The organism is Bifidobacterium favimelis, from assembly GCF_037963085.1.
Lineage (GTDB): Bacteria > Actinomycetota > Actinomycetes > Actinomycetales > Bifidobacteriaceae > Bombiscardovia > Bombiscardovia favimelis.
In genome coordinates this window covers 91,271-115,480 of record NZ_JBANDZ010000001.1, presented here as the reverse complement: position 1 = coordinate 115,480, position 24,210 = coordinate 91,271, and the positions used below count along the sequence as shown (strand labels likewise).

Genomic DNA, 24,210 nt, shown 5'->3' with positions numbered 1-24,210 from the left:
CCCGCACCTCTTGCCGGACCGAGGGCCGGGGAGGGCCGGGACCGGCGGCTAACCCCGTCTGGCCGCCTTCAAATCGTTGGCGCTGCGCAGGACCCTGGGGTCCAGGAAGGCCGATGGGTCCACAACCGCTTCCGTGCTTATGCTCCAGACCAGCGACTCACCCGGCAGGAGGGTGTCCATGCCGCCGTCGATGCGGGCCTGAGGATCGACCTTGTCCACCATGCAGAAGATGTCACGGGCATAGGACCGGGCATCCAGGGTGAGCCGGTAGCCATGTTCGACAGCTTCCACATGCCCTTGGAGGGGGGAGGGGTCCAGGGCCTGGTCCACCACCTCGGCCGGATTGTAGATGACCCGGGAGAAGGGGCCCTGCCGGTCGTCGGCCGGCGATGCGACAAGGACCTGCCTGGCAGGGTCATCACAGGTTGCCACCTGCGGGTCCAGAAGGAGACAGGCCTGCCCCGGACCCGACAGATCGGCCTCCAGGTCCTGTGCGGCCAGAACCTGTCCATCGATGGTCTGTCGGGTCACCTTCCAGGACCCCTTCCACGGCGTCCTGGTGTCGTTGACCAGGACCAGGGCCAGACGGTCGGGCCCGACGGGCGAACCCTCCCAGCTGTGTTCCGCCCTGCGGGATTGGGAGACCCTGGGTTGGATGGTGGCCAGGCAGGGGGCGAAGACGTCCCGGGAGACGTACCACAGGGGCTTGCGGTGGCCGTCATAATCCACGGCCGCCCAGGAGACCACGGGCCAGTCGTCATTGAGCTGCCAGATCAGTGCGCCCGCGTTGAAGGGCTCCAGCGAGCGCATGTGCGCCACCCCGAACCGGATGGCCTGCGCCTGCTGCAGCTGGCAGGCCCAGTGCCAGTCCTCCATATCCGCCCAGCGGTCGCCTGGAATGAGCCAGGAGTGCCCTCCGTCGGTCCGGCTCCCGTCGGGCAGCTCACGCTGGGTTGCCGGTCCGGTGCCGTCAGGCAGCCCCGTGTAACTCACATCGTCGAAGTCGCCCGGAGTCAGGTGGGAACGCATCCCCCTGGCCAATTTGATATTGCCTCCCGCCGCCTTCTGGTGGACCAGCATCTGGGGGCCGAAGGGGTCCAAGGGGCTGTCGTGGACCACCCGGGTCAGGGTGCTCCAGGCCGGGGGGGCCTGGTAGCCGAACTCGTCGGCGAAGCGGGGCCTGTAGTCGGCGTACCTGCGGTAGTCGGCCCGGTTCCACACATCCCAGATGTGCATGGTCCCGTCAGTGTCTTGGTTGGCGTCGACGTATTTGGAAAAACTCATCGGGGAGCTGGGCAGGTAGATCCTTGTGGGGTCCAGCCGGGCCAGCAGGGCGGGGAAGATATGCGAATAGTAGAGGTCGCCCCATCCCTTTTCGCCATACCCGTACTCGTTGACCGGCAGATCATCGTCCCTGAGTGATTCCTTGAACCCCGCCCACTGGGCGTAGGCCACGTAATTCTCATTGGAACCGTTCCAGACCACAAGGCTGGGGTGACACGACAGGCGGTTGATGTGTTCCACGGCTTCGGCTTCCACTTCCGCCCGGGTGGCCGCATCTTCGGGGTAGGCCGCACATGCCAGCATGAAGTCCTGCCAGACCATGATCCCCTCCTCGTCGGCCAGGTCGTAGAAGTCGTCACTCTCGTAGACGCTGCCTCCCCATGCCCGGACCATGTTGGAGTTGGATTCCGACAGGTCCTCGATGCGGCGACGGCAGTCCTCCGGGCCGACCCTGGAGGGGAAGGCATCCAGAGGGACCAGATTGTAACCGCGGGCATGGATCGGCAGGCCATTGACGATGATCTGGAAGGGTCTGCCCTCCCCATCCGCCCTGGTGTCGACACGGACGGTGCGGAAGCCCACCCTGCCCTGCCAGCACGACCGGCCCGTCCCTTCTCCCGCCCTGATTTCGAGATCGTAAAGGGGGTGGTCGCCATAGCCGGCCGGCCACCACAGACGTACCCGGGGGACTCTGAGGCTGATCGCGGCCGAACTGCGGCCGGCCTCCACCTGGCCCCGGCAGGTCAGGTCCGTCCCCTGCCCGTGCAGGTGCAGGACGAACGGGACCGGTTCCTCCCCTGATCGGACTGCCCGCTCCACATCGAAGGTCACGTTCAGGAGGCCGTCGCCGTCAGGGTCCACGTCGACCAGGGGGCGGACGGCCCGAATCCGCACACCGGACCAGGAGTCGATGCCGATGGGCCGCCAAATCCCGGCATTGGCCACGTCTATCCCCCAATCCCAACCGAACTGGTAGGCCGGTTTGCGCAGCTGGTTGAAGGCGTGGTGTTCGGTATGGAAGTAATGCCCTCTCAGGGCCTCCATGTCCTCGGTGTGGCGCACCGGCGAGGAGAAGGCCACCTCGATCCTGTTCTCCCCCTCCTGCAAGAGGCCGTCGACCGGCCAGCGGTATGAGCGGTGATAGTTGCAGGTATGGGCCACCGGCCTTCCGTTGAGGCTGACCGAGGCCACAGTGTCCAGGCCGTAGGCGACCAGGTCCTGCCTGTCCTCGCCCCCGGTCCCCCATCGGAAGAGGCAGGAGTAAGACCAGTCCATGTCGCCTATCCACTGCTGGCTCTCCTCGTTGGCCCCGTCGAAGGGGTCCGGGATGAGTCCGGCCCTGACCAGGTCAAGGGTCACCTCCCCGGGGACCCGGGCCGGGACCCCCCGGGCCAGCCTGTCACGCAGGTCGGCCGGGGCCTCCTGGGGGTTGAGGGCCCTTACGGTCCAGCCTGAATCGATCGGGACGAATGTGCTTGGCATGTGGGTCATGCGGTTTCTTTCCCCTTCCGGGATGTTGTCGGCTCTGCGGTTCATTCCTTGACGGCCCCTGCGGCGATGCCGTTGTATATCTGCTTCTGGAAGAGAAGGAAGAGGACGAGCATGGGCAGGAGGGTCAGGATGACCCCGGCGCAGATGAGGTTGTACTTGCTCCCCTGCGGGCCGGTGAAGGTGTAGAGGGCGATGGCCACCGTCTTCAGCTCCGGGCTCTGCAGGTACAGATTGGCGGCATAGTACTCGTTGTAGACCCCGACCCCCTTGATGATCACGCAGGTCACGATGGCCGGCTTGAGCAGGGGGAGGAGGATGCGCGAGTAGACGGTGAAGTAGGAGGCCCCGTCCACTATGGCCGACTCGTCGAGGGAGATGGGGATGTTCTCGAAGTACTGGATGAAGACGTAGATCGAGATGACATCCGTCCCCATGGACATGATCATGTAACCCCACAGGGAGTTGACCGCATGGAGGTTGACCATGATCTTGTAGAGGGCCACCTGCATGGCGATGCCGGGCAGGAGGGCGGCGACGGTGAACAGCCCGCGGATCAGCGTGTTGCCGGGGAAGGTGAACCGGCTGAGGACATAGGCCAGCTGGGTCCCTATCAGGGTGGTGCACACCAGCACCACCACCAGGACGATGGCCGAGTTGCGGAAGGCCACCCCCATGTTGGACAGCTTGAAGGCATTGATGTAACTGCCCAGATTGAACCAGTTCTCCGGAAGCTGGGTCACCGTCGTCGTCGCGTATTCCTTGTCCGTCTTGGCCGCGGTGATCAGGCAGCTGACCAGGGGCAGGACGAACCAGAAGGCCAGGAAGACCAGGGAGAAGTACTTGAGGAAGGTGAACAGCCCGTTCTTGATGCGCGATCCCACCAGGCCGTCCTTGCGGATGGCCGTGGGGCGGGATTCAATGATCGTGTCCGACATCAGTCAGCTCCTTCCGTCCGAGCCGCCGCCCCCGGCCTCTTGAGCGAGACCAGCGGGGCCGCCTTGACCCCCACGCGGTTGCGTCCCTTGCGGATCCGGCGTTCCCTGCGACGGGCCGCCTTTGTGCCGTCATCCTGGTTCCGGAAGGCGAATTTGAAGAAGATCTGCTGCAACAGGGCGAAAACCAGAATGACCACAAGGAGCACCACGGCCATGGCCGAAGCCAGACCGACCTTCTGGTTGGTGTGGGCGATCCTGTCCATGAGGACGAAATAGCTTCCGGTCCCGTTGGCCCCGGTGGTGATGACGAAGGGGATCTCGAAGACGCTCAGCGCTCCTGTGACGGACAGGATCACGTTGAGCACGAGAATGGTCTTGATGCTGGGGAGGATGATGTAACGGAACTCATGGAACTTATTGGCCCCGTCGATCTCGGCGGCCTCATACAGGGACCTGTCGATGGACATGATGGCCCCTATGAAGAGGATCATGGTCTGTCCCATATAACGCCAGACCGAGGCACCGACCAGGGACCAGTTGTTGATGGACTGATCCTTGAGCCAATACGGCAGGGAATTCAGGCTGAAACCGCACCACTGCAGGACGCTGTCGAAGATGAAACCCCTGGTATAGAAGAACTTGAAGATGAACCCGACCGCGATCCCGTTGATCAGGTAGGGGAAGAAGAAGAGGCCTTTGAAGAGGTTGCCCCCCACGACACGGAAACTGAGTATGGTGGCCAGATACAGGGCCAGGCAGATGTGGATCACCGACCCCGCCATGTAATACAGGCTCAGCTTGAGGGAGGGGAGGATGTCGGGCCTGGTGAAGATCTGAGCGTAGTTCTGCAGACCCACCCACTTGGGGACCCCTATGTATTTCATCCTGTAGAAGCTGAAACCGACCATCTGCCCGAAGGGGAGATAGGTGAAGACCACGAGCAGGGTGAGGGGGATGGCGCAGAAAGCCACGATTATGCCCACCTTGCGCCAATTGACCGGTCTGGAGTTGACAGGTACCGCTTCAGGGGCGGCTGTTTGCATGGATGCTGATGTCATGAAACCTTCCTTGCACAATCGGTTCTTCGGATTGGCGCCCGATCCGACGCCAACCGCATACAAGGCCTGAACGGCCCAGGGCCGCGGACGCCGCCGCGCCTGCGGCCCTGACCGGTCAGACCGACCTTGCGGTCATTTCACGACCGTGTCGTATTTGACATCGACGCCTTCCGTTTTCAGCGCATCGTTCCACTTGCCGTTCCATTCCTTGACCAGGTCGTCATAGGACTTGTCCTTCTTGGAGGCGTGCTCGACGATGGTCTGTATGCGGGCGTTGCCGTTGGTGTTGATGGCCAGTTCCGAATCCGAGTTGAGCGTGTTGCCCAGGTCCTCTTCCCCCTTGACGGCAGGCAGATCCTCCAGGAACTTCACGTCTTTGAATTCGGAATATGCGTCCGGCATGGAGGTATCGGAAAGCTCGGTGGGAATGCCGCCCTCGTTCTTCGCGAAACCGGACTTCTCGGTCATCCACTTGATGAAGATCATGGAAGCGTCACGATGATCCTTATCGGAGTTCTTGTTGATGCCGAAGGCATAGTCCCCGGCCGAAACCGTGTACTGCTTCCCGCCCACGCTGATGGGGAAGGGCATGTAACCGACGTCATCGGGCTTGTTTCCGGCATTCTTGCACTGCGATACGGCCCAGGCGCCCAGCACCATCGTGGCTATGTCGCCGCTGTTGATCTTCCCCTTGCTGGACTCCCAATCCGTGGTCGAATAATCGTTTTCGGTCAGGCCTTGAGCCACGGCGTCATACAGAATCTTGTAGACGTTATAGGCATGAGTCCCGTCTTTGGGGTCGGAGAAGGGGTTCTTGGTGTGCAGGAGCTCCTGATTCTGATACTTGGCGTCGCCGGTCGCATTCACGCCTATGTACCCGTCCCAGGCCCCCATGGTCCAGCCGGCCGCATAGTTGGTGTACAGAGGGGTGGACTTGGTCTTTTCCTTGATGGCCTTGAGGGCGGCGATGAACTCATCCGGCGTGCGCGGGGGGGCGGTGATTCCCGCCTCCTTGTAAATTCGCTTGTTGTAGACGATTCCCAGGCCGTTTCCATTGGAAGGAATCCCATACACCTGGCCGCCGTACTCCGACTGGTTATACCAGCGAATCTGTTTGCTCATGGCTTCCTTGGTGCCGAATGAGAGGAAATAGGTGGCCAGGTCAGCCTTGTCGACGGCGGGGATCATCATCATGTCCCCCCAGTTCTTGCCCTGCAGGCGGGTAAGGGCATCGCTGGCATAGTTGGTGTCGGTCTCCACCTGGACCTTGATGTTCGGATACATCTTGTTGAAGTCGGCCACATACTGTTTCCAGTTCTTGCCCGGATAAGTATCGACCGCCATGTCGGTCTTATGGTTGAACAGCTTGATGCTGGTCTTGATGTCTTTGCCCGTCTGCCCGAGCACGATTTTCGGATATGTCAGGCCTTCGCCCTCGGACCCGCCCGCGGCCGGGGTGCTGCCACCACCACCGCAAGCCGTCAGACCTGCGGCGCAGGCTCCTGCTATACATGCTGTCACGAATTTTCTTACAGTCTTCAAAGCAACTCTCCTCATTGATAGTCTTGGCTGGTCCCATGTGATTGGTGGCCCTGCCGGAATCGATGACCTTGTCGTCATCCCGCCCCATCCAAGTTCCACCGGCCGGTCGGTTTCCTCGATGAATCTTCCCGACAGCCGTCGATTCCCCAACTCCTTCCTTTGCAGCCGTAGGATCAACACATCCAAAGATAGCCGACAAGCAGAAGGTTTGTCAACCGGTTAAGTTATTGTCATGTCTCGGTTGGAGGCCTCTCAATAGGGGGCGGCCCCCCTTGGCTCCACCAGGGAGGAGGGGAGGACAGGGCCCGCCGATGACGGTTCCCGACTGCCAATGGAGCTTTGAAAACCTTGATATTCAGACAGTTTGTCGGGGAACGTCGTCGGCAGCCAAGGGACGCGGCCTCTCTTCGGGAAGGGGTGAAATGACACTGAATCGCTTCAGTTATCCTTGCATCCCCGCAGGGGGCCAGGTGCTACGGAAACCGCCCGTGGGCTATCCTGGTAGCCAGCGAAGGCGGGCAGACATGATGCGTTTCAGTGCATCCCCTTCTGCGGGGGAGGCCAGCCGGGGCGGCCCCCTCCCGAAAGAAAGCTGTTCCAATGCCCGGCAGGGAGGAGAGGACGACATGCCCTCAGCAAGACGAACCCGCCTGATTGAACCGGACGACCCGGCCCTGCAGTATATGGGCCGTATCGATTGGGACGACCCCAAGGGCCCGGTCTGGGTCTTCCCCTACACCCAGGTCCGCTTCCGCTTCACCGGAACCAGCCTGGGCCTGAAGGTGATCAACCGCAGGCAGAACGGACCCAGCCACCTGGGGGTGATCATCGACGGGGTCCAGACCAGCCTCCCCATCGACCACGACGGGGTCCCGGTGGAGCTGAGGGCCGCCGGAGACCTGCCGGACATCCAGCATGAGGCCGTCATCTTCAAAAGGCAGGATGGCCAGCACTACCTGACCCTCCTCGGCATCGAGGTTGACCGGGGGGCCGGTGTGACGCCTCCCGAAACCCCCCTCCCCTCCCGCCGGATGGAGGTCTTCGGGGACTCGGTCTCCTGCGGGGAACGCAACGAGGCCAGCTGCTATCTGGGCCGTGAAGACCCACCGGCCGACCTGACCCCCTACAGCAATTCCTGGTACTCCTACGCAGCCATGACAGCCCGCAACCTCAATGCCCAGCTGCATGACATCTCCCAGGGAGGGGCCTCCCTCCTGGACGGCATCGGATGGTTCAACGGACCCGACTACCTGGGCATGGAGAGCATCTGGGACAAGGTGGAGTACAACCCGGCCCTGGGCCGCGTCAAGACCTGGGATCCCAAAGCCTACGACCCCCAGGTCATCGTCGTCGCCCTGGGTCAGAACGACTCACACCCCGCCGACTTCATGGCCGATGACTATGAAGGGGTCCAGGCCCGCCTCTGGCGGACCCGCTACGTGGAGTTCATCCACACCCTCTTCGGTCTCCATCCCCGGGCCCATATCATCCTGACCACCACCATCCTCATCCATGACCTCTCCTGGGACAGGGCTATCGACCAGGTTTGCCGGGAGGTGGGGGATGAGAGGGTGAGCCACTTCCTGTACAGCCGGAACGGGTCGGCCACCCCCGGCCACCCCCGGGTGGCCGAGCACCGTGAGATGGCCGACGAGCTGACCGCCTACATCCGGAGCCTGGGCGAAGGGATCTGGAATGCCTGAGCCAGACGACCGCTCCCCCTGCGGGCGGCCCGCCACCGGTCCGGCCCCCGGTGTCGGACCAGTCGCCCCCCTGCCGGGCGTGGAAGACGGCCCACTGAGAACGAGGGCGGGAGGTCTGGAGGTCGCCGCCATCTTCGACGACCACATGGTCCTCCAGGCCGGGCGTCCCATCCCCGTCTTCGGTCAGGCCCCCGCCCCTTCCGCCGTCAGGGTGGAGCTGTACGACGGCAGCGGCAGGGTGGTGCGCAGGGCGGCGGGACATGAGGCAACCCGCCCGGCCCGGGACCCCCTCCCCCAGCCCACCTTCCGTAGGACCCAGGGCGGGTCCGGACCGTGGATCGCCTGGTTGGACCCGGTCGACGGCCCCGGACCCTACCGCCTGGTTGTGACCTCCGACGGGGCGGCCGGAGCCGATCGTCCCTCCGGGACCGAGAGACTCGTCTTCTCCGACGTCCTGGTGGGCCAGGTCTGGCTGGCGGGCGGGCAGAGCAACATGGAACTGGAATTGCGCAACAGCCTGGACGGGAAGCAGTTCGTGGACACGGGCCGTGACCCCCTCCTGCGTTTTTTCAACGTCCCCAAGACCGGGAGCGTGGACCCGGCCGCCGAAGCCAGGTCCCGGTGGTTATCCGCCTCCTCGCGCCAACTGGGAACCATGTCGGCCGTGGCATATCACTTCGCCCGGAGACTGCGCCGGATGCTCCCCGAAGGGACCCCTGTCGGCATCATCGACTGTTACATAGGCGGCACCTCCATCTCGGTCTGGCTGGACCGGCCCACCCTGGAGTCCTGCCCCGAGGGGAAAAGCTATCTGGATCGCTTCCACCAGGCCGTGAAAGGGAAGACCCGGTCGGACATGGAGGCCGAAACAAGGCAGTGGCAGACCCGCTTCGACTCCTGGAACCAGTCCGTTACGACGACGAAAAGGGAGCACCCCGGACTCACCCAGGCCCAAGTGGACGCGGCCTGCGGACCCTGCCCCTGGCCCCCGCCGATGACGGACACCTCCATGTACAGGCCCTGTGCCGGGTTCACCTCCATGGTCGACCGGGTGGCCCCTTACTCCCTGGCAGGTTTTCTGTGGTACCAAGGGGAAGAGGACGAGCCATTCTGTCGGGACTACAAGCCCCTTCTGGAAAAGCTCATCCGCCTGTGGCGGTCCCGCTGGACACCCCAGGCGGCAGGGTCGGAGCGGAGAAATGCCGTGAGGCCCCAGAGGCCGGCGGCCAAGGGCGAGCCGGATGGGCGCTTGCCCTCCGAAGGCCCGTCCGGAAGGATGGGGCCCCTCCCCTTTGCGATAGTCCAACTGCCCCAATGGACGGACCACGACAGCGCCGCCGCCGGCCGGGACCTCCTGCACTGGCCGGTCATTCGCCAGGCCCAGTGGGAGGCGGGGCAGGACCTGGAAGCGGTCTACACGATCTGCACCATGGACTGCGGGGAATTCGACAACATACATCCCGCCGACAAGGCCACGCCAGGCCAACGGCTTGCAGACATGGTCCTCAACAGGGTCTATGGGCAGATGGACATCACAGCCGGATCCCCCACCCCTCATCAAATGGTCATGAGCGGGCGGGGGAAGGTTCTCATCACCTTCAAACACGCCCGCCACCTGGATTTCGTGGGGACCTGCCCGGGAAGCCCGACCGCCGACGGAGGCCTTCCGCAAGGCCGGAAGACGAGGAGGGCGGGGGAATCGGGCTTCTCCCTGGTGCTTGAGGACGGCAGGACCTTCGACCTCGCCGCGACCATCGTCGAACACGGCCGGGAGGGGACCTCAGCGACCCCTTCCCGCAGGTCGGCAGGCGGGGAGCCGGCTGTCCTGCTGGACCTGCCCGCGCCCGTGGGGACGACGGTCGAGGGGGCCTTCCGGATCCGCTACGCCTGGCGCAGCTGGGGGCCGGCCCCTCTCTACAACGAGCAGGGTCTGCCGGCCTTCCCCTTTGACCTCACATGCCCCCGGTGACCGGGGCCGGGCCCCGGTCACCGTCATCGGCTTCCACCCCCCTGTGCCTTGCCAGGCAGATGCCCCCGAAAACCACCAGCCATATCAGGCCTGCGATGGCGGGGACCCTGGTGTCGGCTGCGAAGAACAGGGAGAGGTAGACCATGACGAAGAAGGCGATGGCCACTCCTCCGGTCACCTTGTAAGCGGGCATCAGGAAACCGTCCGGCATGAAGTCGGGGCTGACCCTGTAGCGCCTGTGGGCCAGGAGGGTCAGGATGTAGATGAAGATGATCACCGCGCTGGAGCAGGACGTGAAGAGGACGAAGGTGTTCGCGAAGCCCGGCAGGAGGTGGAGGACCGGCGACAGGAGGATGAGGAAGGCGGAAAGGATGATGGCCCGGGCCGGCACCCTCCCCCGCTTCGAAACCGTGTGCAGGCCTCTGAGGAGCGGGTTGGCACCATTTTCGGCCAACTGGTAGAGGTTGCGCCCGGCCGAGTAGAGGAGGGAGTTCAATGAAGAGCTGGCCGCCGTGATCACGACGAAGAAGACCAGGGCGGCAGCCCAATCGACGCCGGCATAACGGAAGACCATGACGAAGGGCGAGGCGAAGTTGCCGTCCGCATCAGGTTTGAAGGAACGCCAGGGGACAATCAGCATGATGGCCACCAGGGCTCCGACGTAAAAAATGAGCACGCGGATGATGATCTCGTTGATCGCCTTGGGAAGGACCTGGCGGGGGTTGCGGGTCTCCGATACGGTGATGCCGACCATCTCGATCATCTCATAGGCGAAGAAGACCATCTGGAAGCTCATGAAGAAGGACATCCAGCCGTTGGGGGCCATGGAGAAACCCTTGAAGATGTTGTCGAATCCGGCATGGCCGGCCGGGCTGATCTGGCCGGCACCCTCCATCCGCACGGCGGGGTACCTGAAGTGGGTCGCCACCATGACCAGGGAGGTTATGATCATGGCCAGTATCAGGGTGATTTTGATCATCGAGAACCAGAATTCCGTCTCCCCGAAGGCCTTGACCGCTATCAGGTTGACGGCCATCATGGCCAGGAGGAAGGCCAGCTCTATGAGCCCCCTCCACCTGCCCAGGTCGATTCCGAAGGTGCCGAAGAAGGTGACGAAGTAGGTGCCCACAGCCGTCAGCTCTGACATGCCGATGAGGATGAGGACGATCCAGTAGGACCAGCCCGCGAAGGCCCCCCACCCCCTTCCCAGGTAGCGGGCGATGAAGACGGTGAAGGTGTGTTGGTCGGGGCTGCGGTACATGAGCTCCCCGATGCAGCGCATGAGCAGGAACATGATCAGGCCGACGCCTATGTAGACCAGGACGATCGAGGGACCGGTCAGGGCTATGGACTTGCCGGATCCCAGGAAGAGACCGGTGCCGATGGTCCCCCCGATGGCGATGAACTGGACATGGCGGTTGCTCAGACCACGCTCCAGCTGGTTGCCGGCATCCCGCCCGGCCCTGCGGGCCCCGTGTGCGGCGCCCCCCTCCCTCACTCCACAAGGGGTTGTGCCGCCACCTGTCCGACCCGTCATGCCTTGCCCTCCTGCCGGTCAACTTGAGAATCAATCGTCACGCAAACTCATTACGCTACAACATTCTCATTGCCGCAGGATGTTGGGTGTGGTCACCTGACCGGTTTCAGGGCCCGCATCCTGACATCGAAGGTGCCTCCGTCGGTGCTCATGGCGAAATCGCCAACCAGGTCGTCAACCCCGCTTCCATCGCCCGCGAAGAGGATGGCACCGGCGGCTTCGCCCTCGTTGAGGAAGACTTCGGTGATGTCCCCGTCCTGGAAGACCTCCACCCTGTCCACGCGGTCCAGGCCGCTGGTGAAATCGATGCCGTCGGTGGGCGCACCCTGCGTCTTCAAGGCCGTGACACCACCCTGCCTGACCAGGTCGAGACGGCTCTTTCCGCAGGTGGCGATCCTCAGGTCGAAGTCCTGCGGGCCCGACAGGTCGATCCTGGCGTAGTAGGATCCGTCCACCCGCCTGGAAACCAGACCCCCCACCCCATCGGCCTGGAGAAGGGTGGCTCCCAGGAGGCGGTCGTAAACCTCTCTGACGGGCTTTGAGAAGAGGCGGCCCCGGCGCAGGCGGAGCTGGCGGGGCAGGGACATGGCCCCGTTGGCGCCCCCCCTCACCCTCGGCCTGACCCCGAACCAGTCGCTCAACCAGCCAAGGGCGATCCTGCGACCCAGGTCGTCCTCGAAGGTCTGGGCCGCATAATAACAGGAACCGAAGTCGCACCACCCGCTGGACATCACGTCCAGGCGGGCCCCCCGGGCCGGCATGATCAGGGGGCTGTCTGCGGGGGCATCTCCTGAGGTCCCTCCGCCCGCATGCTCCGGCTTCCCCGCCTGGTCCCCATGGAGCCTGCCGGCGTACCAGCGGATGGGTTGGAACCTCCCCTGGGCGTCCCGGTACTGCATGAGTCCGGCCATGGCCACCTGACTCCCATCCAGGCGGAAGAGGTCGGGGCACTCGTAGGTGGTGGACTTCCCATGGCCCGAATCGGCCAGGAGGACCCCGTCATATTCCCAGGGGCCGTCCTGCAGGCAGCGCCCCCGATTGCGGAAGGCCGCCAGGACGGGGATGCGGTCATCCTGCCTGGGGGCAGGGCCGCCGGTGGGATCCGTGGTGTACCAGCCCTCTTCACCGTCCGCTGCGAGGCCGGCCGGGGGCTGTCCATCGGCGGCGGCCCCCTTGTCGGGAGGGGTGCTGGCAGGTTCCATGCCCAGAGCGGCCCTCGCAGCGCCGGCAGGAAGGTTGGTGGCGACCACCATGAGCTGGTCTCCGCCCTCCCCTTCGGTTGAGGTCTCCACCTTAGGATCGCGGAAGTCTGGTCCGAAGGCCTTGTCTGGCCTGGTGACGGCGACCTGTTCTGGGCCGAAATGAATCCCGTCGGCGCACAGGCAGGTGGTCTGGCATTCCTCGACCGTGGACGGATCGCCCACAGTGGCCAGGTGGCGGGTCAGGTAGATCCGCAGGGCACTGGCAAGGTCGCCCTTGCAGGGGCAGCCCTGATCGTCCACCGGGATGGCCGAACCCGAGTAGGCGCCTCCGGTCAGGGTATGGTCACGGTGAATTTCCGGCTGAGGCTCAAGGGCTATGGGAAGGTCGGTCCAGTTGACCAGGTCCCTGCTGACGGCATGCCCCCAGTGCATGTTGTCCCACTGCCAGCCGTAGGGATTGTACTGGTAGAAGAGGTGGTAGCGCCCTTGGAAGCGGCAGAGCCCGTTCGGGTCGTTCATCCAGTGGGCCCGGGGCTCGAAATGCGACCGGGGCTCCCAGGTGCGCGGCCGGTCGCCTTCCTCCTCCGGGCAGAGGTATCTGACCCCCCGGTCCAGAAGGTCTTCGCACTCCGAGAGGTAGGCCAGGGCCACCCGTCCGCCGGTGACCGCCACCCGGTAGGTGCCTTCGGAGGGCAGGCCGATCTGGAAATGATGACGGTACTCGTCCGCTGGCATGGTCCGGACGCTGGGGGCGGGGGCCGGCAGATGCCTGCCGTCGCCGCCGGGGGAATGGCGGTCCAGGGGCTCCACCTCCACACTGGCCTCCCGGTCCGTCCGCTCGACGAAGAGGTCCAGGCTGCGATACCCGTCCGCCTGGAAGGCGATCCTGGTGCCGGACATGCAGTGGCCTGCTTTCCGGGACTGGTCCGATGGGAACATGTCGATCCTTAATGTTGTGGGTGGTGTATTGGTCTTGGTTGTCACGGACAGGATTGTCCCCTCGGCGGGCTCCTTCAGGGCCGCCCGACAGGCATCCCCCGATCGGCCCGCTCACCGGTTCGCCCGTCTTCCCTCCCGGCCGGTTCGGTCCCTGACGGCCGCCTGCGGGGAGAAATCTATGGGATGGCCCTCACAGACTCCTTCTCCACCAGGTGACAGTGTATACGCGCATCGGTCAGGCGGGGGGACGGAATGGTGGCCGGCGTCCGAGGGAGGGCCAGATGGGAGAGGTCCCTCTGCTCAATCATGGACACCAGCTTGCAGGCCGCCCAATAACCCATCTCATAGTGGGGCAGCTCGATGGTGGTCAGAGAGGGCACGAGCATCTCGGCCAGGACCTGGTGGTTGTCCACGCCCACCAGGGAGATGTCACGGCCTATGGTGAGCCCCCGCCGGGCCGCCTCGTTGTATACGTACCATGCCCTGGCATCGTTGAAGCAGAAGCAGCCGTCCGGCGAGCGCCTCTCGAAGAGGTCGGCCACCTTGTCCATGGCCTCATGCCCCATATGGACATTGGCCACCAGGCCGGGATCATACTCCATTCCGGCCTCCTTCAACGCCTGACGGTAGCCTGACAACCTGGCCCGCTGTGCCCTCATGGGCCCGTGGGAGCCGATGAAGGCGATGTTCCGGCAGCCAGCCTGTATCAGGCGGCGGGTCCCGTCCAGCCCTATACGGCGTTCGTCAGGCACGACCGATGGGACCCGGCCGGTGGCATCGGTCGCATCGGCGAGGACCAGGGGTTGGTCGGCCAGACTGGCGGGAAGACGTGCGGACTGGTTGTACATGCAGGAGTAGATGAACCCGTCCACCCCATACTTCTTCAGGGCGCCGATCTCCGACTCCCGCAGGCCGTCATCCCCGTTGGTGTTGACGGTCATCAGTATGTAGTCGAACCGTCGGGCGGCCTCCTGGGCGCCCAGAATCACACGGCCGGCGAAGGGGGTGGTGGCCACCTGCTCGCTGATGAAGCCGATTATATGGGTCCGGTTGGTCCTCAGACTGCTGGCCAGGGGGTTGGGGACATACCCCATGTCCCTGGCGCACCGCCTGACCCTGTCGGCCACGGCCGGGCTGACCCGACCGGAATCCTTGGACGTGAGGACCAAGGAAACGGTGGATTTTGATATGCCCAGCCTGTCGGCCATCTCCTGCATTGTCACCATCATCCCTCACCTCCCCGGGCCCTTGAAGGACCGTGCCTCGAATCACATCAATCTTATATGTATGGGCCCGCCTGCACAGGGCCGTCATTGGGCGCCCCCCCCCCAAGGGATCCGGGACCCCTATGGGCGGAGGGCCCCCATCATCCCTTGACGGCCCCGATCATGACCCCCTTGTTGAAGTACTTCTGCAGGAAGGGGTAGATGACCAGGAGGGGAAGGGTGGAGACGATGATGACCCCGTACTTGATCTGCTCGGCGGCCTCCTGGGCCTCCTGCGCCCCCATGGTCGAGCTGGCCGACTGGGTCTGGTTGGCCAGGAGAATCTGCTGGAGGACGTTCTGCAGAGGCCACTTCTCCGTGTCGGTCACGTAGATCAGGCCAGTGAAATAGTCATTCCAATGGCCTACGAAGTAGTAGAGGGCGATCACGGCGATGATGGCCGAACTCAGCGGGATGACGATCCTCATGAAGTAGCCGAAGTAGCTCATCCCGTCTATCTGGGCCGCGTCGTGCAGCTCTTCGGGGATGGAGGTCTCGAAGAAGGACCGCGTGATGATCACGTTGTAGACGCTGACCGCCCCCGGCAGTATGAAGACCAGTACGCTGTTGAGGATTCCCAGCTGCTTGTACAGGAGGTAGGAGGGGATGAGCCCCCCGCCGAAGAACATGGTGAAGGTGAACAGGAACATGATCACCCGCCGGGGCTTGAACTCCCGCCGCGAAAGGGTGAAGGCCACCGGGAGGGTGACCAACATGTTCAGGAGGGTCCCCAGGCAGGCGTAGATGATCGTGTTCCTGTATCCGTTCCAGATGCGGGAGTCGGCGAAGATCTTCGAGAACCCGGTGAGGGTGATCCCCCTGGGGAAGAAGAGGACGGAACCTGTGGCCACCTGCTTTGGGTCGGAGACGGAGGCGATCACTATGAACCAGAGGGGGTAGAGGATGGCCAGGACCACGGCCCCTCACCTGACTGGCCGCATGAAGCCAGCGGCAGGATCAGCGTCCCGACCGCCGCAACGACCGCGATCATCCTGCGTCCAACACGTCCTCGTGTCATGGCATTTCCCTTTCCTTGTGGTGGCGGTGGCGTGGCCGCCAACCTTGCGGACCCCGTCGACCTGACGATTTAAAAATAACACGTCAATCGGTTGACGTCAATCGGTTGACTAAACACCATCGGGATGGCTCCTCGGGGAGCCTGGCCCTGATTGAGGCCTCCGGATGCTGGACAAGGGAACTGCCCGGTGCGACACGCCGGTTACTATGGTGCGAAAGGTCCGGCCGCATGCCTGACTTGGGGAAAAAGAGAAGGAAGGAAAGTGGAAACAATGCAGGAGGAAACGGATGCAGGGAACCTGACCCCGCCACGACGACCCGGACAGGGGGGCGGGGCCGACCCGACCCCGACGGGCGCGCAGGATGAGGGCGCGGGTCTGCGCAAGTCGTTGAAGAACAGGCACATACAGTTGATCTCACTGGGTGGCGCCATCGGGACAGGCCTCTTCTATGGGTCCAGCGAGTCCATATCCCTGGCGGGCCCGGCGATCATCGTGGCCTATCTGATCGGGGGGGCCGCCATCTTCATGATCGTCAGGGCCCTGAGCGAGATGAGCGTGGAAGACCCCAAGGCCGGGGCCTTCAGTTACTATGCCACCCGGTACATGTCGAAAAGGACCGGGTTCGTGTCGGGCTGGAACTACTGGTTCAACTACATACTTGTCTCCATGGTCGAACTTTCCGTGGTCGGTTCGTTCGTCAACTTCTGGTTCCCCTCCATACCTGCCTGGGTCTCGGCCGTCGTCTTCCTGATCATCATCACAGCAGCCAACCTGATGGGGGTGAGCAAGTTCGGTGAATTCGAGTTCTGGTTCGCCATCATCAAGATCGTCGCCATCATCGCCATGATCGTCGGCGGCCTGGCCGTCGTCGCCATGCACCTGCCCACCACCAACGGCCTGCACGCCTCCTTCGCGAACTGGTTCAACGTGGATGGAGGCTTCCTCCCCCACGGCCTGATTTCCAAGGGCGCCGACGGCCAGTGGGTGGGCCTGCTCATGGCCCTGACCGTTGTCATGTTCAGCTTCGGCGGGACCGAACTGATCGGCATCACGGCCGGCGAGGCCTCCGAGCCCCGCAAGACCATCCCCAAGGCCACCAACGCCATCGTCTGGAGGATCCTGGTCTTCTACATCTGCGCCCTGGGCGTCATCATGGCCGTCATCCCCTGGAACGCCATCGGCAAGCCCAACGACAAGGGGGTCGTCATCAGCCCCTTCGTGCAGATCTTCGACTCGGTCGGGGTCCATGCGGCCGCGGGCATCCTCAACTTCGTCTGTCTGACCGCCGTGATGAGCGTCTACAACTCCGCCCTCTACTCCAACTCCCGCATGCTCTACTCCCTATCCAAGCAGGGCAACGCACCCCGCTACCTGGGCAGGCTCTCCAAGAGCGGGGTCCCCTACGCCGGGGTGCTCACATCGGCATGCATCACGGCCATCGCCGTGGTCATCGTCTTCCTGTGGCCCGAATTCGCCTTCAACTACCTGATGAGCGTGGCCACCATAGCGGCACTGATCAACTGGTCCCTGATCATGATCACCGAAATGCGCTTCCGCAAGGCGGTCTATGAGGGGAGGGGACCGGGCAGGCTGGCCGGGCTCAAGGGGCAGGAGGCCCTGGACGCGATCCAGTTCAAACTCCCCTTCGCCAAGATCGCACCCTGGGTCCTCCTGGCCTTCATGGCCCTGGTCGTGGTCCTCATGTGCTTCTCACCCAGCTACCGGGTGGCGGTCGTCATCGGCCCCATCTGGGTGGTCGTCCTCCTGGTGGCATTCCAGCTCTCCCAACGCAGGGCCGAGAAGGCGACCGGCACCGGCCCTGAGGCCAAAGGGGCCTGACCCGCCCCGCCCTTCGGTCTCAGGCTTCGATCCTGACCCCGTAGACAGGGCCCACCCTCCCCCCGGTCGATGCGAAGAGGACGCGGATCGTTCCCGCAGGGGCCAGGGTGCCGACCATTGCGGCCGGCAGGTCCCTTCCGATCCAGACCAGGCCCTCTGCCTCCCGGCGGAGGATACGGAATCCGGACAGGGCGAGACGGCCAGGGGGCAGCGTTCCCTGGCCGGATGAGCCCAGTCGGACTTCAAAACCCGGATTTTCCAGGACCCCATCCGGTACAAGGACCGCCAGGGTCACCGGCCCCCCGTGGGGGCCCACGGACAGTTCATACGAGAACCAGCCGGCCGGCCCGGCATCCCGGAAGGCCCGACCGTCCTCCACCAGGGACCGGGAGTCCGGTGAGGCCTTCAGGGCCTTCCCCCTCTCTATGTTGTTGCCCTGGTCCGGGGTCACGGTGTCGATCACCCGGGGCCGGGCGGCGGGGCCGGCCTCCCTGCCGCCTCCAGCACCGGCTTTGGCATCCCGTCCGGCCGCCGAAGGGACTCCTGGGGCGGAGGAGGCCGAGGACAGGTCGAAGTAAAGGGCGTACACCACGTCATCAAGCGCGAAATAAGGGACCAGGGGGACGTCCGCCGCCGGGCCTTCCACATTCTGCAGGCGGAACACGGGGACCGTGGGAGGCCACACCCCTGATCGGCCGCGGGCGCCCCCGACGGTTTCCGACTCACCTGCCGACCGCCCGGTCCGGACCAGGTTCCGGTCAAGGGCATCCAACCAGCCATTCAGGTCCTGGTCCCCGGAGGGCCGGAAGGCCGCCCTGTGGGAGGCTGTATCATCGCGGCGGCCCACCCTGACCAATATCCCCCCATAGGCGTAGTTGGTCTCGGGGTTGGTGGGGGCAAGGATGCCGGCCAGGACATAAGGACCATAGGCGAAACCCACCCAGGTCGCGTTGTCAGGAGCCGGCAGGGGGCGAAGGCGGAGGGGGAGCTTGTAGACGGCCCGGTCCCCGGGGGCCAGGGTCAGCCTGACCCAGCCGTCCTCCAGGTCCAGAGGGATATCCCTCCCGTTCACACAGAGACGAACCCCCTCCCGCCGGACCCAGGAGGGAAGGCGAAGACGGAGGTCGACCCCTTCTTCCGGCCGGTCGCCTGGGGGGAGAGGACCGGCCGGGTCCGAGGTGTCCCCCTCGAGACTGAAGGTCACCTCCCCCCTGCCCAGGAGATCGGCCTCCTGACGGAGGCGGAGCCCGGGGGCCGCCCCCTCCAGTGTGGAGTCCAGGAAGAGGTTGACATAGATGCCCCTGGTGCCGGTGAAGTAGACCGAGTCGTTGAGCTTGGTGAAGTTCTCTATCCCTGACCCCTGGCAGCACCAGAATTCCCCTGTCGGGGTCCCGAAAACCCTGGGATAGCCGGCTTCCATGGGTTGGAAGTAGGTGGTCATGCCGGTCCTGGAATTCTGCGAGGCAAGGACGGCGTTGATGAAGGTGTGCTCATAGTATTCGGAATACCGGGCCTCCCCCGTGCACTGAAGGAGGAGTCGGGTCAGCTTGAGCATGTTGTGGGCGTTGCAGGTCTCCGAGGTCGAGTTGTCGTTGTAGCCCCCGTCGGCGGTCCCGTTGCCCGTGGCATCCCGCCAGAGGGCATCGGGTTCGTGGAAGTGCTCGGCCTGGGAGTTGTCACCGTTCAGATAGGTGTGGTGGTCCACCACCATCGACCAGAAGTTCTCGGCGGCCTTGAAGTAGAGGTCGTGCAGCTCCCCTCCGGTTTCCCGCCCGCCCAAGACCAGATACCGTCGCAGGGCCCCTATGACCTTGGGGATGGTGGCGTTGGCGTGCAGTCCGGGCAGGCAGTCCTCGCCCGCGGCCAGACGGCGGAAGAGGGCCGTCTCGTCGAAGAGGTGGGCGGCCTGCAGGTGGACGGGATCCCCCGTGATGGCGTAGAGCTGGTAGAGGGCGTCGTTCATCCCCCCGTATTCGATGGCCAGCATGTCCACATCGGGGTGGGCATGATGCCAGTTGACCACGAACAGCGCGAAATCACCCGCCGCCTCCAAGGCCTGGGCGGCCAGGGCCCGATCGGTGGACAGACGGCAGACATCTATCAGCCCCTGCTCCACCTTGTGGAGGTTGTAGAAGGGGACGATCAGGCCCTCCTTCCCCCCCGGCAGGGCATCAACCTTGAAGGCGGGCAGGAAGCCGGCATTCTCATGGTCCAGGCGGGCATAGGCCTCCTGGGCCTGCCGCAGGCCCAGGACCAAGGCGCGCTGTCGCTCCAGGAGCCCCCGTCTGGCGGGGCCGCCCACGAAGGTGGAGGCCAAGGCCTGGCTGATGGCCGTCAGGTAATGACCGACGAAATGACCGGTGAACCTGTCCGGCAGATCGGTCCCGTCCGGGTTCGCGGCCGCGTCATACCCACGTTCCCAACCCCCGTAATTCTTCAGACCCTTGCTGTCCAGCCCCGACTGCCTGCGGAACTCCACCAGGAGCCGGTCAGGGTCGAAGGAGAGGAGGTAGTCCAGCTCCCGCCTGGCGGCGTTGACCAGGTAGGGGTCGCAGACCCCCACCCTGGCCATGTCCACTTCTTTAAGGTCGGTCTTCACTCCCATCAGCACCCCATCCTCGCAGTCCTCGCTCGGTATCACATCCGAACACCCTCCATGGTAAACGTTGCACCGTTCAAGCCCGCCGGGGGGACATCCTGCATTTGTCCCCAAGCACCCATACACTCTCAAACAAGTCACAAGAGGTTGCTGGGTTCATCAGTGACCGGGCGGAGGCACGGCGGTGCCTGTGAGGCCCGGCGAAAGGGGATCCGGCCGAAACACCCCCGGTCCGCCTGCCCTGGGTGTTGGGTCCGGATCGAACAGGTCCGGAACTGTCGCGACGGTGTCCGGAACCGTCGCGGAGCGCTATTGACGGTTGCGGCGAATCAGGCCGGCGGGCGGTGTCACAGCCCGGACCTGACGCCGGTCTTCATCGTTTTTGGAGCTCTTTCCTTCCGGTATGAGGAGGACAGAGGAAATGACCGACAAGAAGGGTACCGGGGAACCCGATTCCGGCCGGTCTCCCGACGGGTCGCAGGTGCCAGGAGGACCCCAGGCGGGAGACACGAGGTCAAGTGGGGTGCAACGCAACCTGAAGACCCGCCATGTGTCCATGATCGCCCTGGGCGGCTGCATCGGCACCGGCCTCTTCATGACCTCCGGGTCCACCATCGCCCAGGCCGGTCCCGGCGGCGGCCTGGTGGCCTACCTGGCCATGGGAATCATGGTCTACTTCCTGATGACCAGCCTGGGCGAACTGGCCACCAACCTCCCCATCTCCGGCTCCTTCGCCGCCTACAACGCCCGCTACGTGGACCCGGCCCTGGGCTTCGCCATGGGGTGGAACTATTGGCTGAACTGGGCCATCACCGTGGCTGTCGACATCTCGACGGCCGCCCTCCTCATCCAGTTCTGGCTGCCGGACACCCCCGGCTGGATCTGGAGCCTGATCGTCCTGGTGGCCATCTTCCTGATCAACGCCCTGACCGTCTCCGCCTTCGGCGAGACCGAATTCTGGCTCTCCCTTATCAAGGTCGTGACGGTCATCGTCTTCCTGGTCATCGGCTTCGCCATGATCTTCGGCATCATGTACCACCCCGCCGTCGGGTTCAAGAACTTCACCTATAAGGAGGCCCCCTTCGTCGGCGGCATCCCCGCCATCCTCAGCGTCTTCCTGATTGCGGGATTCTCCTTCCAAGGGACCGAGCTGATCGGCGTGACGGCCGGGGAATCGAAGGACCCGGGCAAGGCCGTCCCCAAGGCCATCAAGGACGTCTTCTGGCGTATCCTCATCTTCTACATCCTCTCCATCTTCGTCATCGCCGCCCTGATTCCCTACACCAGCCCCAACCTGCTCAGCGCCGCCGACGGCGACATCGCCATGTCCCCCTTCACCCTGGTCTTCCAGCGGGCAGGCCTGGCATCGGCCGCCAGCGTCATGAACGCCATCGTCCTGACGGCCGTTCTGTCTGCGGCCAACTCAGGCACCTACGCCTCCACCCGGATGCTATACGCCCTGGCCAAGGACCACTACGCCCCGAAAATCTTCGAGAGGACGACCCGCCACGGCATCCCCCTGGCGGCTCTGGCAGCCACTGCCTTCGTCTCCCTGGCCACCTTCGCCTCCAGCATCTTCGGACAGAAGATCTACCTATGGCTGGTGGCCGCCTCCGGTCTGACCGGTTTCATCGCATGGATCGGCATAGCCCTGAGCCACTACCGCTTCCGCAGGGCCTTCACCCTCCAAGGGCACAAGGTGAGCGAACTCAAATACCACGCCAAGCTCTTCCCCCTGGGCCCCATCCTGGCCCTGGTCCTCTGCCTGGTGGTCATCGCCGGCCAGAACCTGGAGGCCTTCGCCACATGGAACTGGCAGGAAATCGGGGTCACCTACATCAGTGTCCCCCTTGTCCTGGTCCTCTACTTCGGTTACAAGATCAAGAACCACACCAAGATCATCCCCCTGAAGGACATCGACGTGTCTCCTGCGGATTCCGGCACTGAGTGAGCTGCTGCCGCCAGACCGCAACCCCACCCGGCCGCCGACGTCTCCCCCCCCCCGACGAGACAGGGACCGGCGGCGTCCCCGCCCACCTCTCCTGCCGCTTCCCGGCCTCGGGCCGACGTGACGGGGGTTCCCGCTCACTGAAGGAAGGCTGGGAAATCCGACGGGTGTATGGGGCGATGACCGACAGACGGACATTTCGGCCCCGGGATAGGGACCCACGGATATGTTGGTAGGAACAATCAATCGCGGGCAGGGATCCAGGCCCGCATAGGCCATCCGAGGGGATCCGCATTCACGGGTGCCGCGGCGATGGCCGGGCACAGGACGAAGGGAGCCGTATGGCACAGGGAAAGGACTCCCGCCCGGCCGTCGCGGGCGGTCAAGGGGACGGGAACAAGGTGCGAAGAAGTCTGAAGACCCGCCATGTGTCCATGATCGCCCTGGGCGGCTGCATCGGCACCGGCCTCTTCATGACCTCCGGGTCCACCATCGCCCAGGCCGGACCGGGGGGAGGCCTGGTGGCCTACCTGGCCATGGGAATCATGGTCTACTTCCTGATGACCAGCCTGGGCGAACTGGCCACCAACCTCCCCATCTCCGGCTCCTTCGCCGCCTACAACGCCCGCTACGTGGACCCGGCCCTGGGCTTCGCCATGGGGTGGGATTACTGGTTGAACTGGACCATCTCGGGAGCGGTCGACATCTCCACGGCCGCCCTCCTCATCCAGTTCTGGCTGCCGGACACCCCCGGCTGGATCTGGAGCCTGATCGTCCTGGTGGCCATCTTCCTGATCAACGCCCTGACCGTCTCCGCCTTCGGCGAGACCGAATTCTGGCTCTCCCTTATCAAGGTGGCCACCATCATCGTCTTCCTGGTCATCGGCTTCGCCATGATCTTCGGCATCATGTTCCACCCGGCGGCCGGTCTGGCCAATTTCACTTACAAGGATGCCCCCTTCGTCGGCGGCGTGCCCGCCATCATGAGCGTCTTCCTGATCGCCGGCTACTCCTTCCAAGGGACCGAGGTCGTCGGCGTGACGGCCGGGGAGTCCGAGGACCCGGGCAGGGCCGTCCCCAAGGCCATCAACGATGTGTTCTGGCGGATCCTCCTCTTCTACATCCTCTCCATCTTCGTCATCGCCGCCCTGATCCCCTACACCAGCCCCAACCTCCTGGGGGCCTCTGACGGCGACATCGCCATGTCCCCCTTCACCCTGGTCTTCCAGCGGGCAGGCCTGGCATCGGCCGCCAGCGTCATGAACGCCGTGGTCCTCACCTCCATCCTTTCGGCCGTCAACACAGGGGCCTACGCCTCCAGCCGGATGCTCTACGGCCTGGCCAAGGACCACTACGCCCCCGGGATCTTCGCCCGGACCACCAAGCGGGGGATTCCCATGGCGGCCCTGGTGGCCACGGTCTGCATGTCTCTGGCCACCTTCGCGACCAGCATCTTCGGACAGGGGTTCTACCTCCTGCTGGTCACCGCCACAGGTCTGACCGGTTTCATCGCATGGATCGGCATAGCCCTGAGCCACTACCGCTTCCGCAGGGCCTTCACCCTCCAAGGACACAAGGTGAGCGAACTCAAATACCACGCCAAGCTCTTCCCCCTGGGCCCCATCCTGGCCCTGGTCCTCTGCCTGGTGGTCATCGCCGGCCAGGGGATAGGGGGGGTGTCGACCGGGGATTGGAAGCAGGTGGCCATGACCTACTCCAGCCTTGTCCTCTTCGTGATCCTCTACTTCGGTTACAAGATCAAGAACCACACCAAGATCATCCACCTGGCGGACATCGACGTGACCGCCACCCAGGCCGAGACCGAACCCCAGGTGCAGGCCGGGGCGGGAGCTGAAGCGGACCGGTGATCCCTGCCATGG

The 24,210-nt window shown here is 64.2% G+C and carries 14 protein-coding genes and 1 riboswitch; of the genes, 5 read left to right on the top strand and 9 right to left on the bottom strand.

The annotated features are described in order from the left end of the window. Window positions 1–48 precede the first annotated feature (48 nt). The 4 genes from V6584_RS00395 to V6584_RS00380 all read right to left on the bottom strand — a co-directional run bounded on the left by V6584_RS00395 (window position 49) and on the right by V6584_RS00380 (window position 6,289). A complete protein-coding gene (locus V6584_RS00395; protein ID WP_340468493.1) occupies window positions 49–2,766 on the bottom strand; it encodes a glycoside hydrolase family 2 protein in 2,718 nt (905 codons plus the stop codon). Between the two features lie 50 nt (window positions 2,767–2,816). Further along, window positions 2,817–3,710, bottom strand: a complete 894-nt coding sequence (locus V6584_RS00390; protein WP_340468492.1) for a carbohydrate ABC transporter permease — start codon at window positions 3,708–3,710, stop codon at window positions 2,817–2,819. Next, window positions 3,710–4,768: a carbohydrate ABC transporter permease gene (locus V6584_RS00385; RefSeq protein WP_340468491.1), complete on the bottom strand. Its 1,059-nt coding sequence runs from the start codon at window positions 4,766–4,768 to the stop codon at window positions 3,710–3,712. Before V6584_RS00385 ends, V6584_RS00390 begins: the two co-directional genes overlap by 1 nt. 132 nt (window positions 4,769–4,900) lie before the next feature. Then, window positions 4,901–6,289 (bottom strand): ABC transporter substrate-binding protein, encoded by a 1,389-nt coding sequence (locus tag V6584_RS00380; protein WP_340468490.1) that lies wholly within the window; start codon window positions 6,287–6,289, stop codon window positions 4,901–4,903. 647 nt (window positions 6,290–6,936) lie between these two features. On the opposite strand from V6584_RS00380, the gene V6584_RS00375 reads away from it, so the two are divergent. Then, window positions 6,937–8,013 (top strand): SGNH/GDSL hydrolase family protein, encoded by a 1,077-nt coding sequence (locus tag V6584_RS00375; protein ID WP_340468489.1) that lies wholly within the window; start codon window positions 6,937–6,939, stop codon window positions 8,011–8,013. Beyond that, window positions 8,006–9,982 (top strand): sialate O-acetylesterase, encoded by a 1,977-nt coding sequence (locus tag V6584_RS00370; RefSeq protein ID WP_340468488.1) that lies wholly within the window; start codon window positions 8,006–8,008, stop codon window positions 9,980–9,982. The genes V6584_RS00375 and V6584_RS00370 overlap by 8 nt, the downstream gene beginning before the upstream one ends. Here V6584_RS00370 and V6584_RS00365 read toward each other — a convergent pair. The 4 genes from V6584_RS00365 to V6584_RS00350 form a co-directional block, all read right to left on the bottom strand. Then, a complete protein-coding gene (locus V6584_RS00365) occupies window positions 9,966–11,519 on the bottom strand; it encodes an amino acid permease (protein ID WP_340468487.1) in 1,554 nt (517 codons plus the stop codon). The two genes, V6584_RS00370 and V6584_RS00365, sit on opposite strands and share 17 nt — an antisense overlap. A 92-nt stretch (window positions 11,520–11,611) precedes the next feature. Then, window positions 11,612–13,660 carry a glycoside hydrolase family protein gene (locus V6584_RS00360; RefSeq protein WP_340486088.1) on the bottom strand — a complete coding sequence of 683 codons (2,049 nt, stop codon included), beginning with the start codon at window positions 13,658–13,660 and terminating at the stop codon, window positions 11,612–11,614. Window positions 13,661–13,836: 176 nt separating this feature from the next. Next, window positions 13,837–14,886, bottom strand: coding sequence for a LacI family DNA-binding transcriptional regulator (locus V6584_RS00355; RefSeq protein WP_340469673.1), 1,050 nt, complete (start codon window positions 14,884–14,886; stop codon window positions 13,837–13,839). 140 nt (window positions 14,887–15,026) lie between these two features. Next, entirely contained in the window at window positions 15,027–15,842 is an 816-nt protein-coding gene (locus V6584_RS00350) for a carbohydrate ABC transporter permease (protein ID WP_340468485.1), read from the bottom strand. 372 nt (window positions 15,843–16,214) lie between these two features. On the opposite strand from V6584_RS00350, the gene V6584_RS00345 reads away from it, so the two are divergent. Continuing rightward, window positions 16,215–17,783, top strand: coding sequence for an amino acid permease (locus V6584_RS00345; RefSeq protein ID WP_340469672.1), 1,569 nt, complete (start codon window positions 16,215–16,217; stop codon window positions 17,781–17,783). Between the two features lie 19 nt (window positions 17,784–17,802). On the opposite strand, the gene V6584_RS00340 is transcribed toward V6584_RS00345, so the two are convergent. Then, entirely contained in the window at window positions 17,803–20,424 is a 2,622-nt protein-coding gene (locus V6584_RS00340; protein ID WP_340468484.1) for a beta-L-arabinofuranosidase domain-containing protein, read from the bottom strand. A 91-nt stretch (window positions 20,425–20,515) separates the two neighbouring features. Further along, window positions 20,516–20,702: riboswitch (Lysine riboswitch) on the top strand. A 101-nt stretch (window positions 20,703–20,803) separates the two neighbouring features. Here V6584_RS00340 and V6584_RS00335 point away from each other — a divergent pair. Continuing rightward, complete coding sequence (locus tag V6584_RS00335; protein ID WP_340468483.1) at window positions 20,804–22,333, top strand: amino acid permease; 1,530 nt, start codon at window positions 20,804–20,806, stop codon at window positions 22,331–22,333. Between the two features lie 338 nt (window positions 22,334–22,671). Further along, on the top strand, window positions 22,672–24,198 hold the full coding sequence (locus V6584_RS00330) for an amino acid permease (RefSeq protein WP_340486085.1): 1,527 nt from the start codon (window positions 22,672–22,674) through the stop codon (window positions 24,196–24,198). Window positions 24,199–24,210 lie beyond the last annotated feature (12 nt).

Bases quoted from the DNA above. Each gene is read 5' to 3' on its own strand.
- V6584_RS00395 (WP_340468493.1), bottom strand. From the start codon at position 2,766: ATGCCAAGCACATTCGTCCCGATCGATTCAGGCTGGACCGTAAGGGCC.
- V6584_RS00390 (WP_340468492.1), bottom strand. From the start codon at position 3,710: ATGTCGGACACGATCATTGAATCCCGCCCCACGGCCATCCGCAAGGAC.
- V6584_RS00385 (WP_340468491.1), bottom strand. From the start codon at position 4,768: ATGACATCAGCATCCATGCAAACAGCCGCCCCTGAAGCGGTACCTGTC.
- V6584_RS00375 (WP_340468489.1), top strand. From the start codon at position 6,937: ATGCCCTCAGCAAGACGAACCCGCCTGATTGAACCGGACGACCCGGCC.
- V6584_RS00370 (WP_340468488.1), top strand. From the start codon at position 8,006: ATGCCTGAGCCAGACGACCGCTCCCCCTGCGGGCGGCCCGCCACCGGT.
- V6584_RS00365 (WP_340468487.1), bottom strand. From the start codon at position 11,519: ATGACGGGTCGGACAGGTGGCGGCACAACCCCTTGTGGAGTGAGGGAG.
- V6584_RS00360 (WP_340486088.1), bottom strand. From the start codon at position 13,660: ATGTTCCCATCGGACCAGTCCCGGAAAGCAGGCCACTGCATGTCCGGC.
- V6584_RS00355 (WP_340469673.1), bottom strand. From the start codon at position 14,886: ATGGTGACAATGCAGGAGATGGCCGACAGGCTGGGCATATCAAAATCC.
- V6584_RS00345 (WP_340469672.1), top strand. From the start codon at position 16,215: ATGCAGGAGGAAACGGATGCAGGGAACCTGACCCCGCCACGACGACCC.
- V6584_RS00335 (WP_340468483.1), top strand. From the start codon at position 20,804: ATGACCGACAAGAAGGGTACCGGGGAACCCGATTCCGGCCGGTCTCCC.
- V6584_RS00330 (WP_340486085.1), top strand. From the start codon at position 22,672: ATGGCACAGGGAAAGGACTCCCGCCCGGCCGTCGCGGGCGGTCAAGGG.